The sequence below is a fragment of the Pontiella desulfatans genome, from assembly GCF_900890425.1.
GTDB classification, from domain to species: Bacteria; Verrucomicrobiota; Kiritimatiellia; order Kiritimatiellales; family Pontiellaceae; genus Pontiella; species Pontiella desulfatans.
On record NZ_CAAHFG010000001.1, the window covers coordinates 4,360,365 to 4,373,953 of the forward strand.

At 56.4% G+C, this 13,589-nt stretch carries 15 protein-coding genes and 2 tRNA genes; 11 read left to right on the forward strand and 6 right to left on the reverse strand.

Annotation, left to right across the window (positions count from 1 at the left end):
• Positions 1-196: 196 nt before the first annotated feature.
• From polA to E9954_RS15660, 9 genes are all read left to right on the forward strand, one after another.
• Complete coding sequence (polA, locus tag E9954_RS15625; protein WP_136080070.1) at positions 197-2,983, forward strand: DNA polymerase I; 2,787 nt, start codon at positions 197-199, stop codon at positions 2,981-2,983.
• Positions 2,983-3,849 carry a HEAT repeat domain-containing protein gene (locus tag E9954_RS15630; protein WP_136080071.1) on the forward strand — a complete coding sequence of 289 codons (867 nt, stop codon included), beginning with the start codon at positions 2,983-2,985 and terminating at the stop codon, positions 3,847-3,849. The genes polA and E9954_RS15630 overlap by 1 nt, the downstream gene beginning before the upstream one ends.
• An 81-nt stretch (positions 3,850-3,930) precedes the next feature.
• Positions 3,931-4,665 carry a DUF2971 domain-containing protein gene (locus E9954_RS15635; protein ID WP_136080072.1) on the forward strand — a complete coding sequence of 245 codons (735 nt, stop codon included), beginning with the start codon at positions 3,931-3,933 and terminating at the stop codon, positions 4,663-4,665.
• A 113-nt stretch (positions 4,666-4,778) separates the two neighbouring features.
• Positions 4,779-4,958: a type II toxin-antitoxin system VapB family antitoxin gene (locus tag E9954_RS15640; protein WP_136080073.1), complete on the forward strand. Its 180-nt coding sequence runs from the start codon at positions 4,779-4,781 to the stop codon at positions 4,956-4,958.
• A gap of 36 nt (positions 4,959-4,994) precedes the next feature.
• Positions 4,995-5,624: a four helix bundle suffix domain-containing protein gene (locus E9954_RS15645; protein ID WP_136080074.1), complete on the forward strand. Its 630-nt coding sequence runs from the start codon at positions 4,995-4,997 to the stop codon at positions 5,622-5,624.
• Positions 5,625-5,762: 138 nt separating this feature from the next.
• A complete protein-coding gene (locus E9954_RS15650; protein WP_168442303.1) occupies positions 5,763-6,185 on the forward strand; it encodes a bacteriohemerythrin in 423 nt (140 codons plus the stop codon).
• A gap of 84 nt (positions 6,186-6,269) precedes the next feature.
• Positions 6,270-6,401, forward strand: coding sequence for a hypothetical protein (locus E9954_RS33500; RefSeq protein WP_281281225.1), 132 nt, complete (start codon positions 6,270-6,272; stop codon positions 6,399-6,401).
• A 55-nt stretch (positions 6,402-6,456) separates the two neighbouring features.
• Positions 6,457-6,822, forward strand: coding sequence for a hypothetical protein (locus E9954_RS15655; RefSeq protein WP_136080076.1), 366 nt, complete (start codon positions 6,457-6,459; stop codon positions 6,820-6,822).
• A complete protein-coding gene (locus E9954_RS15660; RefSeq protein WP_136080077.1) occupies positions 6,794-7,438 on the forward strand; it encodes an endonuclease III domain-containing protein in 645 nt (214 codons plus the stop codon). Before E9954_RS15655 ends, E9954_RS15660 begins: the two co-directional genes overlap by 29 nt.
• Here E9954_RS15660 and gatB read toward each other — a convergent pair.
• The 6 genes from gatB to E9954_RS15690 form a co-directional block, all read right to left on the reverse strand.
• On the reverse strand, positions 7,435-8,859 hold the full coding sequence (gatB, locus tag E9954_RS15665) for an Asp-tRNA(Asn)/Glu-tRNA(Gln) amidotransferase subunit GatB (protein ID WP_136080078.1): 1,425 nt from the start codon (positions 8,857-8,859) through the stop codon (positions 7,435-7,437). The two genes, E9954_RS15660 and gatB, sit on opposite strands and share 4 nt — an antisense overlap.
• A 24-nt stretch (positions 8,860-8,883) precedes the next feature.
• Positions 8,884-10,347 (reverse strand): Asp-tRNA(Asn)/Glu-tRNA(Gln) amidotransferase subunit GatA, encoded by a 1,464-nt coding sequence (gatA, locus tag E9954_RS15670; RefSeq protein WP_136080079.1) that lies wholly within the window; start codon positions 10,345-10,347, stop codon positions 8,884-8,886.
• A gap of 40 nt (positions 10,348-10,387) precedes the next feature.
• Positions 10,388-10,753: a GxxExxY protein gene (locus E9954_RS15675; RefSeq protein ID WP_136080080.1), complete on the reverse strand. Its 366-nt coding sequence runs from the start codon at positions 10,751-10,753 to the stop codon at positions 10,388-10,390.
• A 58-nt stretch (positions 10,754-10,811) separates the two neighbouring features.
• Entirely contained in the window at positions 10,812-11,108 is a 297-nt protein-coding gene (gatC, locus tag E9954_RS15680; protein WP_136080081.1) for an Asp-tRNA(Asn)/Glu-tRNA(Gln) amidotransferase subunit GatC, read from the reverse strand.
• A 79-nt stretch (positions 11,109-11,187) separates the two neighbouring features.
• Positions 11,188-11,982 (reverse strand): exosortase-associated EpsI family protein, encoded by a 795-nt coding sequence (locus E9954_RS15685; protein ID WP_136080082.1) that lies wholly within the window; start codon positions 11,980-11,982, stop codon positions 11,188-11,190.
• Complete coding sequence (locus E9954_RS15690) at positions 11,952-12,926, reverse strand: exosortase/archaeosortase family protein (protein WP_168442304.1); 975 nt, start codon at positions 12,924-12,926, stop codon at positions 11,952-11,954. Before E9954_RS15690 ends, E9954_RS15685 begins: the two co-directional genes overlap by 31 nt.
• A 219-nt stretch (positions 12,927-13,145) precedes the next feature.
• Here E9954_RS15690 and E9954_RS15695 point away from each other — a divergent pair.
• Both E9954_RS15695 and E9954_RS15700 read left to right on the forward strand, forming a co-directional pair.
• Positions 13,146-13,220, forward strand: a tRNA-Gly gene (locus tag E9954_RS15695).
• A 95-nt stretch (positions 13,221-13,315) separates the two neighbouring features.
• A tRNA-Arg gene (locus tag E9954_RS15700) sits at positions 13,316-13,392 on the forward strand.
• The last annotated feature ends 197 nt before the right edge of the window (positions 13,393-13,589 follow it).

Here is a 13,589-nt window from a genome sequence, read left to right on the forward strand (position 1 = left end):
AGCCCGTGTTTGTTTGAAAAATGAACGGGGAATCTAGCGAAACGCCACCCGATAGGCAAAGGCGAAATGGCAAAAAAGCAGCCCCAAAATGCCCATGGAACCCCCTAGCGGCACTAATTCACACTAATATCCTTTTCCTGAACGACGGATTAGTGCTGATTAGTGAAGATTAGTGGTTAACCCAAAGGATTCAGCTATGCAGAAAAAACTTTTCCTGATCGACGGCATGGCCGTGGTCTACCGCGCCTATTTCGGACTCATTCGCAACCCGCGCATCAACTCCAAGGGGGAGAATGTTTCGGCGGTATTCGGCTTCATCAACACCCTGCTCGACATCATGCACACCTACGAACCGACCCATATCGCCGTCGCGTTCGACACCCACGGCCCCACCTTCCGCCACGAGGAATATCCCGAATACAAGGCCACGCGCGACGAAACGCCCGAAGGCGTCCGCACCGCCGTCCCGCACATCCGCAACCTGCTCAACGCCTTCAACATCCCCGTGCTCGAATATCCCGGGTTCGAGGCCGACGATGTGATCGGCACCCTCGCCCGCCAGGCCGAGCGGCAGGGGTTCGACACCTACATGGTCACGCCCGACAAGGACTACGCCCAGCTCGTCGATGAACACACCTTCATGCTCAAGCCCGGTAGCGGGAAGTCCGGCGAACTGCTCGACGTTCCGAAAATCCTCGAGCAGTGGAATATTGAAACGGTCGGGCAGGTCATCGATATCCTTGGGCTGGCCGGCGACACCGCCGACAACGTCCCCGGCATCCCGGGCATCGGCCCCAAGACCGCGCAAAAGCTCATTGCCCAATTTGGCTCCATCGAAAACCTGCTTGAAAACACCGACCAACTCAAAGGCAAGCAAAAGGAGAAGGTTGAGGAAAACAAAACCCAGGCCCTGCTCTCCAAACGGCTCGTCACCATCAAATGCGATGTCCCCGTGAAGGAAGACCCCGAAGAACTCCTGATGGGCCAGCGCAACGACGACCAGCTCAAGGTTCTCTTCACCGAACTCGAATTCAAATCGCTCATCAAGCGCCTGTTCGGCGAATCCCCCACCCCGAACTCCGTCGCCGTTGCCGCCGCCAGCTGCGGCCAGGGCGACCTGTTCGAGTTCGCCGCCGCGCAACAGCCCGAAATGCAGGAACCCGTCCCCGCCTTCAAAACCATCAAGGACGTGAAACACAACTACCACCTCGTCACCAGCGCGGCCGAACGCGCCGCGCTGGCCGGAAAACTCGCCGGAACGGCATTGGTTTGCTTCGACACCGAAACCACCGGCCTTGACGTCCGCGTGGCCGAGCTGATCGGCATCTCGTTCTGCATTGAACCGCACGAAGCGTGGTTCGTCACCCTGCCCCCCGACCGCGGGCAGGCGCTGCTGGCGCTTGAACCGTTCCTGCCCATCCTGCAAAACCCCGACATCCGCAAGGTGGGGCAAAACCTCAAGTACGACATCAGCGTGCTGAAATGGCACGGCATCGAAGTCCGCGGCGAGCTGCTCGACACCATGCTGGCGCACTACCTCATCGACCCCGACCAGCGGCACAACATGAACCACATGGCCGAAACCCTGCTCGATTATTCGCCCGTGCCCATCACCGCCCTCATCGGCGACAAGAAGACCGATCAAAAACCGATGCGCGACGTCGACCTCGACGAGCTATGCGAATATGCGGCAGAGGATGCCGACATCACCCTCCAGCTATGGCACAAGCTCAAGCCGATGCTGAAGGAGCGCGGACAGGAGCGCACCTTCTACGAAATCGAAACGCCGCTTTTGCCGGTGCTCGCCCAGATGGAATACAACGGCATCAACCTCGATGCCACCGCCCTCGGGAACTATTCCGAAGAGCTCGCCACCAAGATCGACGAGCTGGAAAAGGCCGTCTACACCCTGGCTGGCATGGAGTTCAACCTCAACTCCCCCAAGCAGGTGGGCGAAGTGCTGTTCGATGTGCTCCAACTGGTGGAAAAGCCCAAGAAGACCAAGACCGGGCAATACAAGACCGACGAGGAAGTGCTCTCCACCCTGGCGCCCGACCATCCGATCGTCCGCAAGATGCTCGACCATCGCGGACTCACCAAACTCAAGAGCACCTATGTCGATGCCCTGCCCAAGGAAGTCTTCGAGCCAACCGGCCGCGTGCATACCACCTTCAGCCAGGCCATCACCACCACCGGCCGCCTCTCGTCGGTCAACCCGAACATCCAGAACATCCCGATCCGCACCGAGGAAGGCCGCGAAATCCGCCGCGCCTTCATCCCGCGCGAAGGCTTCACCCTGCTCGCCTCCGACTATTCCCAGATCGAGCTGCGCATCATGGCCGAACTTTCCGGCGATCCGGGCCTGCGCGAGGCGTTCATCCACGGCGAAGACATCCACACCGCCACCGCCGCCCGCGTCTTCGGGGTGGCGAAAGACGACGTGACCCGCGAAATGCGCTCCAAGGCCAAGATGGTTAACTTTGGCATCATCTACGGCATCTCCGCCTTCGGGCTCTCCCAGCGCCTCGGCATCCCGCGCAAGGAAGCGCAGGAAATCATCGAGCAATACCGCGCCAACTATCCCGGCGTGCAGAGCTATCTCGACTCGACCATCGAATTCGCCCAGAAGCACGAATATGTCGAAACCATCACCGGCCGCCGCCGCTACATCCGCGACATCAACGCCCGCAACCAGATGGTCCGCTCCGGCGCCGAGCGCAACGCCATCAACGCCCCCATCCAGGGCACCGCCGCCGACATGATCAAGATTGCCATGATCGCCGTCCAAAAACTGCTCGACGACCGCAAGGCCAAAACCCGGCTCCTCCTCCAAGTCCACGACGAACTCGTCTTCGACCTTGCCGAAGACGAAGCCGACGAGCTCATCCCCCTCATCGAGGAAAAAATGAAATCCGCCATCCCCATGGAAATCCCGATCCTGGTCGAGAGCGGGACGGGGGCGAACTGGTTGGAAGCGCATTGATGGACTCCAAGCTCGAAACGCAGTTCAGGGAACGCGCCGTGGAACTCGGCAACTCCGGCGATCCATCCGCCTTGCCCGAACTGATTGAGCTAACACGTTCCCCCGCCGCCAACGTACGCCGGCTCGCGGCTTCCGCCATCGGCAAGCTGGCCGGGCTGGCCGATGCGGAAAAGGCTGTCTCCGCTCTCGTTCCGATGCTCCGAGACGCCAAACCCCAGGTACGGCAATATGCCGTCCGCGCCCTCTCCGCCTACGGTAGCGCCGCAAAACCAGCCCTCCACGACCTGCGCGACATGGCCATCAGCCCCGTCGAAAAGGAATACAATAACAATGGCGCCAAACGCGCCATCGGCATCATCGAAGAAGCGAGCCGAATCGAAGAGAGGCAAGCGGTGCACTGCTGCCAACGCTGCGGTGTCGAGCTGGAGCCCGACGAATTCGCCCGTTCGCAAAAGGCTTTCCAGCGCCCCTTCTGCAACTATTGTTTCGACGAGGTTTTCATGGAGCGCCGCAATTTTGAAATGAAGGTCGAACTGCAAAAGAAAATCCGCGCCAAGGATGGAACCTGGGTGCAGTCCGACGGCGAACGCCTCATTGCAGAGATCCTCTCCGCTGAAAACATCCGCTACCGCTACGATGAGCGTTTCCGCATTCTCGACGGCTACGCCATCCGTCCCGACTTCTACCTCCCCGAATTCGACGTCTACATTGAATATTGGGGCATGAACACCGCCGACTACAAGATCGGCATGCTCAAGAAACAAAAACTCTACCAGCAACAAGGCAAACGCCTCATCTCCCTCTACCCCGACGACAAGCCACGCATGAAACAGGTGCTGATGGAGAAACTGGAGCAGTATCAGTGAACATGAAATTCGCCATTGCTATGGAAATCCCGATCAGAATCGAAAACAAGCTCAGGTAGAATTGCTTAAGGAGCATCAAGCATGATTTACAGATACATAGGATTTCAAAACGAAGCAGAATCAAAGCTCAAGACCATCTCTAAAAATAGGCTCTGGTTTTCGTCTCCACAAAAATTCAACGATCCATTCGACTGCGATTTTCCCGTATCATCCAGCTTCACTGTGGATGAGTTTATTGAATTCACCTATGGTTGCTACGAACTCACAGGCAAAGATCCGAAAAACATTATTCGGAAGTATAAGATTGCGGACATCGAGTCGCGACAAGCTCTTTGCCATTCGATACTCAACGCTTACAAAACGAAGATGTCCAGCCATGGCATTTGCTGCTTTTCAGAACGATGGGATTCTATCCTGATGTGGTCTCATTATGCGGATAAGCATGCTGGAATATGCGTCGGATATGATGACAGCAACAATGATGATCTGTTGATAGAAGTAAAATACTCCACTCATTACCCAGAACTACACATCAAAGAAACAATCAAAGATGCCGGCAAGGTAATGGAAAAGTACTTGCTTACAAAATCCTCAGATTGGCTATATGAACGAGAACATAGAATTATACACAAATCGTGCTGTGACGATTGTGATGAATCACCATTCCCAATCGTAGAGGTCATTTTTGGTGTCAAAGCAGACGAACAATTAAAAAGGGACGTCATAGGCTCCATGGATTCTAATGTTCTATACTATGATGCCATTCACGAGCCAAAAGGTAAGTATGGTCTTTCGAGAAAGCAATATTCAAAGTAGGATAGGTTTTCAGCCTGCCTGCCGATATTGAGGTCTTCTCGTGCATGGACAGGCAGGATGCCTGTCCTAGTTTCGGCTCGACACACCCACCCATTTCCCCCACACAAGCATGTATGAAAACGACATTGAATATTGATGACGGAATCATGGCTGAAGCGGTGCGTTTGACGGGGATCAAGGAAAAGACCACACTGGTGCGCAAGGGGCTTGAGGCGTTGATCGCGCAGGAGAGTGGTCGACGACTCACCGCCATGGGTGGAACGGAAAAGGATCTCAAACCCGCACCCCGCTGACAGCAAAAAACTGAACGTTCTACCGGACTGAACGACATGGCTGACGAGCCTCTTATTCCAAAACACGGCGGGTACCGCAACCTGAAGAGCTTTCAGGTGGCGCAACTGGCCTACGATGTGACGGTTCGGTTTTGTGAACTCTATATCGATAAGCGGAGCCGGACGGTGGATCAGATGGTGCAGGCGGCGCGATCAGGCGTGCAGAATATTGCCGAGGGTAGCCAAGCGTCCGGCACCTCGAAAAAGTTTGAGCTGAAACTGACGAGCGTTGCCCGGGCAAGCCTGGAGGAGCTAAAACTGGACTATGAGGATTTTTTGAGGCAAAGGAACCTACCCACGCTGGCACCGGAAGATCCGGTGCTGATGCGCTTCAAGCAACTGCGTTGCTCAACACTTGAAGAGGTGCAGAACTGGATTTCCGAAGAGCGAAAGCGACAGAAGGACGAACACGGACAATCAAGGACGGACAAGGACTCGTCCGTGCCGGTCGGTGACTGTCCGTGTTTGTCCTCCGCCAGTCTGGCGGCTAACGCCGCCCTTTCCCTGCTGAATCTCGCCTGCTATCTCCTCGACCGCCAGATCGATGCCCAAGCCGACGCCTTCGAGAACGAGGGTGGCTTCACGGAACGGCTCTACCGCGTCCGTTCCAGAAAACGAAAGAACTGACGGAGCGCCTCCTGATGGCTTCTCCCATGGAAAACCAGGCCTCAATTCTATTGCATGAGGGGCGGTATTCCGTTTTCATGGTTCACGACACCGTGGCAGCCATTAACCGCCATACCGGCCCTGGAGGAGATACATCAGATGAACGAAGTGAAATGGACAGACGACCTTTCCGTTGGCGTTGGATTGATCGACGACCAGCATAAGGAATTGATACAGCACCTCAACAACCTGACCAAAGCCGTTGAAGAACAGCATGGCCCCAACGAGGTTCCGGACACGCTCAGTTTCCTGATCGACTACACGGACCTCCATTTTTCGATGGAGGAGCGCAACATGGAGGCGCATGGCTATCCGGCATTCGAAGCCCACAAGGCCAAGCACGACGAATTCAAGGCCATCCTTGCCGACATGGAAAGCGAGTTCCGCGATGACGGCCCGACGGCCATCCTGGCCGAGTCGATCGACACCCTGCTGATCAACTGGCTCCTCAAGCACATCCGTGTTTTGGATGTGGAATTCGGCGCTTTCCTCAAGAGCAACGGTCTCGCACTTTCCGAATAAGCTTGGCCAAGAAGGGCTCGGTTTTAGTGCAAGAAACGGTGCACACATGCGCTATCGTGCTCCATTAATCAAACAGGAGACCCCATGGCCAAGCCCAACTATTCGTACGAAAAGCGTCAAAAGGAACTCGCCAAGAAAAAGAAGAGGGAAGAAAAACTAAAGAAGAAACAGGGCGACAACGAGCCCTCCCCGTCACCATCAGCAAAAGAGGATTGAGGACTGGGCGCAGCCCCCCTCGACAGCGCTGGTGGTTTGAACCATATATGGGCCGATGAAACCGACATCCAGAGTCCCGATCCTGCTATCGGCGTTTGCCTGCCCCGGCCTTGGGCAGCTCGTGCAGAAGCGTTGGGTTGCCGGCGCGGTCTTCATGTCCGGCTTTCTGGTTGGCTTTTGCTGGGTCATGGTTTTGGCGCTGGGCAACATTGCTGCCTACTATTCCATGGCCTTTGATCCCGAATTCAAGGATGTGGCCGTGTCGCCGCCCGCCACCTTCATCGCCCCGCTCTCCATCGCCGGCACCGTCTACCTGGTCAGCCTGTTCGATGTCTTCACCGCGCAACAGCGGGGAGCGCGGAAATACAGGGAAGAACAATTCCTCCAGGAACATGAGCCCTCCGATCCAATCCGCCTTTGACGCCCTCTTCGAGCGCTTTGGCCAACAGCACTGGTGGCCGGCGCGAACGCGACTGGAAATGATGCTTGGCGCCATCCTGACGCAAAACACGGCGTGGACGAATGTGGAGAAGGCGATCGCCAACCTGCGCAAAGCCGAAGCGCTCACCGTTGAATCCCTCACAAACGCATCCCAAGACGAGATTGCGCAGTGGATCCGTCCGGCGGGCTATTTCAACCAAAAATCCGGCTACATCAAGGGCATGGTCGGCGTTATCCGGGAGCGATTCGAAGGATCGCTCAACCCACTGTTCGCGCTCGACACCCCCACCCTGCGCAAGGAATTGCTTTCCTGGAAAGGGGTTGGCCCGGAGACGGCGGACTCGATCCTGCTCTACGCCGCCCGGCGCCCGGTCTTTGTGGTGGATGCCTACACCAAGCGCATTTGCTCCCGGCATGGGTGGATGGGTGAAAAAGCAACGTACGACGACGTGGCAAAGCTCTTCACCGAAAATCTTCCGGCAGACGTAGAGCTCTTCAACGAATACCACGCGCTGATCGTCCGGCTCTGCAAGGAACACTGCAACACCAAACCCAAATGCAACGGCTGCCCGCTGGAATTCCTTCTACTGAATTAACCGTCGAGCTTTTGCTTGAGCATCTGCATAACGGCACCGGGGTTGGCCTTGCCGCGGCTGGCCTTCATCACCTGCCCCATCAGGAAATTGATGGAGGCGGCGTTGCCGGCCTTGTATTCCTCGACCGGCTTCGGGTTGTTGGCAATGGCGTCATCGGCCCAGCCCTCAAGCGCTGAGTCGTCGGAAACCTGCGCCAGGCCCTTCTCTTCCATGATGGCCTTAGGCTCCCCGCCCTCGTTGAATATGACTTCGAAGATCTGCTTGCCACCGCCCGTGTTGATGGTCTTGGCATCGATGAGCGCAATGATTTCGGCCAGCTTTTCGGGGGTGACCTTGCAGTCGGCAATCGCGGCACCCTGCTCGGAAAGCAGGCGCATCATTTCGCCCATGAGAAAGTTGGAGACCGCCTTGGCGTTTTTCGTGTGCGCCATGGTTGCTTCGAAATAGTCCGACATGGCCATATCGGCCGTCAGCACGCCGGCATCGTATTCGGGCAATCCGAGTTCCGACACATAGCGCACGCGGCGCTGGGCCGGCAGCTCCGGAAGCTCGGCACGCCACTGTTCGATCTGCTCGGCGGAAACCCGGACCGGCATCAGGTCGGGTTCCGGGAAATAGCGGTAGTCGTGCGCATCTTCCTTGGTGCGCTGCGTAAAGGTTTCGCCGCGGTCGGGATCGTAGCCACGTGTTTCCTGATCGACCTTTCCGCCGGCTTCGAGCACGGCGATCTGGCGCTCGATCTCGTATTCGATGGCATCCTTGATGAAAGCGAACGAGTTCATGTTCTTGATCTCGACCTTGGCCCCAAGTTCCTTCTGCCCCTCGGGGCGGACGGAGACATTGACGTCGGAGCGCATCTGCCCTTTTTCCTGGTCGCAGTTGGAGATGCCGCCGTATTGCATGATCTGCTTGACGGCGGCCATGTAGGCCAGCGCATCCTCGGCGGAATGCATGCAGGGGTTGGAGACGATTTCCATGAGCGCGGTTCCGGCGCGGTTGTAGTCGACCAGGCTGGCCCCGGCCACGTGCGTGTTCTTGGCCGCGTTTTCCTCCTGATGAATCCGCTCGAGCGTGAAGGTTTTCATATCCCCTTCCACCTCGACCGTCAGCTCGCCGCCCATGCAGAGCGGTTGGTCGGCCTGGGAAATCTGGTAGTTCTTCGACATGTCGGGGTAGAAATAGTTCTTGCGGTCCCACTTGCTGTTGGGATTGATTTCGCATCCGAGCAACAGTCCGGCCTTGCAGCACAACTCGATGGCCTTTTCGTTCATGACCGGCAGCGCCCCGGGATAGCCCAGGCAGACCGGGCAGACGTGCGTGTTCGGCTCCGCTCCATATTCATACTTGCAGGAGCAGAACATCTTCGTGTTCGTCTTCTGCATCACATGCGTTTCCAAACCAATCGTTGCTTCGTATTTCATAATGCGTAATCCGTAATGCTTAATTTAGAGTGCAGGGCGCCGGGTGTGCCAGCCGGTGGTTTGCTCGTAGGCATGGCCGACCTTGAGGATGGTCTCCTCCCGGAAGGCATCGCCGATGATCTGCAGCCCGATCGGCATGCCGTTGGATGTGAAGCCGCATGGAACCGACAACGCGCAGTTGCCGGCCAGGTTGATCGGGGTGGTGAGGATGTCGTCGAGATACATCTTCAGCGGATCGTCTGTTTTTTCGCCCTTCCTGTAGGCGGCGGTTGGGGTGACCGGCGCCAGGATGGCATCGCACCGCTTGAAGGCTTCGGTAAAGTCGTCGCGAATGAGCGTCCGGACTTTCTGGGCCTTTTTATAGTACGCATCGTAGTAGCCGCTGCTGAGCACATAGGTGCCGAGGATGATGCGCCGCTTCACCTCCTGGCCGAATCCGGCGGCGCGGGTCTTGGCATAAAGCTCCGCCGGGTCTTTCCCATCGAGTCGCATGCCGTAGCGAATGCCGTCGAAGCGTGCCAGGTTGGCCGAAGCCTCGGCCGTGGCAATGATGTAGTAGACCGCAATGGCATATTTTGCGTTCGGAAGACTGACATCGACGATTTCCGCACCCAGCCCCTTGCAGTGTTCAACGGCGTCGCGGATGGATTTTTCAATCTCGGGATCCATCCCTTCCACAAAAAATTCCTTCGGCAACCCGAGCTTCAGACCGGCCAACGACGTGTCGCCCGAAAGGTTTCGGGAAAAGGCGGGCACCTCCATCTCAATGGAAGAAGAATCCAGTTGGTCGTGACCGCAGAGCGTCTCGAGCAGGATGGCGGAGTCCTTCACGGTTTTGGTCAGGGGGCCGATCTGGTCGAGCGACGAAGCAAAGGCCGTCAGGCCATAGCGCGAAACGCGGCCGTAGGTTGGCTTGACGCCGACGCACCCGCAGAAGGCGGCCGGCTGACGGATGGAACCGCCGGTATCGGAACCGAGCGAGGCAATGGCTTCGTCGGCCGCCACGCAGGCGGCGGAACCGCCGGAGGAACCGCCGGGGACGCGATCGAGGTTCCACGGGTTGGAGGTTTTGCCCAACGCCGCGTTTTCGGTGCTCGAGCCCATGGCGAATTCGTCCATGTTGACCCGCCCGAGCAACACCGCCCCGGCCTCGCGGAGCTTGGCGATGACCGTTGCATCGTAGGGCGCGGTGTAGCCTTCGAGAATTTTCGAGGAACAGGTGCAGGGCTGGCCCTTCACATTGAGCAGATCCTTGATCGCAACCGGAATGCCGAGCATCGGGTGGCTGCCACCCGCCGCGCGTTTTTCATCGGCGGCCTTGGCTTGCGCCAGCGCATCTTCGCGGTCGAGGGTCAGGTAGGCGCCGACCTTCCCGTCGTGGGCATCGATGGAGGCGAGCACGTCGTTGACGATATCAACCGAGGTGCAATCACCAGCGGCCAGCTTATCGGAGAGTTCGGCAATCGTGAGTTTATTTAGATCAGGCATATTTTTTCCAAACCACTAATTTTCACTAATCTGCACTAATTCAGATTATGATTCTTTTCCATTCTAGTTCGTTCGAGTTGCCGAAGTTAATGAGATATCCGACGCGCTTCGTCGTTGCATTCAAATAGTTGATCAATTGCGCTTCGTGCTCAGGCAACAGCTTCTTAACTGCCTTTATTTCCACGATGACTTCGCCATACGCAAAGAAATCGGGGATGTATTTTCGGCGTAGTTGACGTTCTTTGTAAAACAGCTTTAGTTCACACTGCGATTCAAAAGGGATTTCACGCAGTTCGAGTTCAATCTCCATACACTCTTGATAAACATCCTCGAGAAATCCATGCCCTTCAACATTGTAGACCTCGAAAGCCGCACCCATCAGATCATAACCTTCCTGCTCAAGCATACTTTTCTCCCTTGCCAGTAATTAGTGTTGATTAGTGAAGATTAGTGGTTCTATCACCCTATTGATCGATGATTTTGGGGACGCGGACGTGCCCATCGGTTGCGGAAGGGAAATTGGCCATGACGTCTTCATGGTCGAGGCTGGTGCCCGGCACGTCCTTACGCAGCACGTTGAACACGGGGATCGCGTGGGCGGTCGGTTCAACGCCGGAAACATCCAGCTCGTTGAGCTGCTCGACATAGTGCAGCACTTGGTCGAGCTGCCCCTGGAAGAGCGTCTTTTCTTCATCGGTCAGGTCGATGCACGCGAGTTTCGCGACATAACCGACATCCATTCCTTCGTTCGATTCGGACATTTGTTTTCCCCAATTTCCAAAAATAAAGCCCGCAGTATAAATAAACCGCGGGCTTGCGCAACTTCCAAGGCAGGGAAGATTACTCCCCGTAGGCCTTGGTTCGCATGGTTTCCGTGAGTACGTGGGGATAGACCTGCTGCACAAAATCAACGATGTTGGTTTCGTATCCGGTCCCCTCGGCCTCGCGCTCGCCCTGTACGGCAATGTAGGCCCAGCGATTCGCCGTGCTGCGAACCACGCGGTCCCAGGCCAGCCAAAACATACGGGAATAGTGCGAAGGCGTTTCGCGGTCCTGCCCCACGAACCAGTAGGCATAGAAGGAATAGTAGGGAACCGGCCCATCGGGCGTACGATAGGTGCGGGACGCCTTGATGACCCGAACCTTGAGCGGATCGCGGCCTTCCAGCGGAACCTCGAGATTATATTCGCCATCGAGCGTATTGCCCTGCCCCTTCAAACAGCGCTGCGGACGATGGATACTGTCGCGGGCCGTTCCCGAAAGGACAATCGAGGCAAACAGACGGGTTCCAACATCGTTGGTGAAGGCCGACTTCACGAACTCGGTATCCTCCGGAAGCTGCTCCTTTTCGGCGCGCGCCATGTTGAACAGGCGGTCACCGCATTCCGGACAGATGTCGGGGATTTCGAGATCGCTGATATAGTACGAGGCGTCCTTGTAGTCCTTGGCGCACAATTCCGGGTTATGGCAGAATTTAAGCTGGTTGCCACCCCATCCCTCGACCTCCCTCGGGAATTTCATCTCGACCCCCGGGATAAAGTTCAACTCCACCCCCACCGTGAAGGCGAGCGCAAAGATCGAGAGGGTCATCAGGATGACAATGCTCAGGAATGGCTTAAGTAGGCTTTTTTCCATGATCTGAAAAGCTCCAGGTAGTTGACGTTGAGAAGTTTCCCGAATCCAACCATCAGGCTGATCGAAACGGTGAAGAGAACGTAGCCCGACCAGTCATGGTGCAAGCCCGTGCCGAACTGCTGCCCGGCGGTAATCGAGACCAGCGCAATCGAGATGATTCGGCCAATATTACCCGCCACCGCGATCGGAATCGAAAAAAGGAACAGCAACCATTTTTTCACGAAGGTCTTTTGGGTGAAATAGGCATAGACCGCCGTCAGGGCCGTCATGGCCAGCAGCGAGCGCAACCCCGAACAGGGCGCTTCCACGTTCAACTGGAAATAGGGCGAGATCAGCTGCGTACCCACCCGCTCGCAATCGATTCCCATGCCGCCGAGCATCGAATGCGCCATGGTCGTGGCAATCTGCTGCAACGGCCCCGACAACGCGTCCAGGAAGTTCAGCGGAACACAGAAAATCAGATAGGCGCAGGGAAAGATCAGCAACTTGGCCACCCTCCATCCGAAGAAATAGAACGGGATGCCCCAGGCCAGCAAGATGAAGCTCATCAGGGAAATACGCGTTTGCTGCATCTTCGCGCCCATCCAGTGCATCAGCAGCGCGGCAACAATCACATATAATCCCCACTGGCAAATCTGCTTGGGCGCCGCAAAGAAATCCTCGCGCTTATACCAAACCACCGCCAGGCTCACGAAGGGGATCAGGTAGCCGTGCGAATAGTCCGCCCCGAACGACTGCTTGTCGCCCCAACGGGCAACCATCCAGGTGAACGCCGATTTGCTTCCCACGTTTTCAACCGTGTTCCCCAGCAGGTGGAACAAGACGAACAGGAAGCCGATAATCACCGACACAAAGCCAATATTGACCAACTCCTCCCGGGAAAGTGCTCCCAGTCGCCAGCGGTCGCTCCAGATCAAGGCACCGTTTGTTTTGCTGTTTTCCATAATCATTCCGCCGTTAGTCCTTCACCGAAAGACGAGATGTATAGCAAACAACCTCCGGGATTTCAAGAACGCTTACCCATCCACCGCCGCCAAATATGCATAAACCGATAAAAGACACGGACTTCCGGCAAAACAGCCGCCTTGGATTGATTTTTCCAATTATTTCGACTTGCAAACCGAACGCCCGTGCATACTATAGGCGCTCCTTTCGAGGAAAACGCGAGCGTAGCTCAGTGGTAGAGCTTCACCTTGCCAAGGTGAATGTCGAGAGTTCGAATCTCTTCGCTCGCTCCATTTTAAACCCGATTCGCCCTTGCGGATCGGGTTTTCTTTTGGCTTCGGGATTGCAATTCCGCATCGCTTTTCGGATGCTGTCCCCCACTTTTGGCACCCCGGTAGCTCACCTGGACAGAGCGACAGATTCCTAATCTGTAGGTAGTGGGTTCGAGTCCCGCCCGGGGTACCACCCTTTCCCCAACAAAACCGCCACTTAGATCAATAATACCAGCGCATTACGCCAACCTCCGCACTTCTACTGACCGAAACTGATTTCAACAGTCCGAACTGCACCACGCAAACATAAGGACACCATAAGGACACCAACACGGCAACCCACCCACCCTTTTGACCGGGCAGGGGGTGAGTTCGGGCGGGGGCATCGGG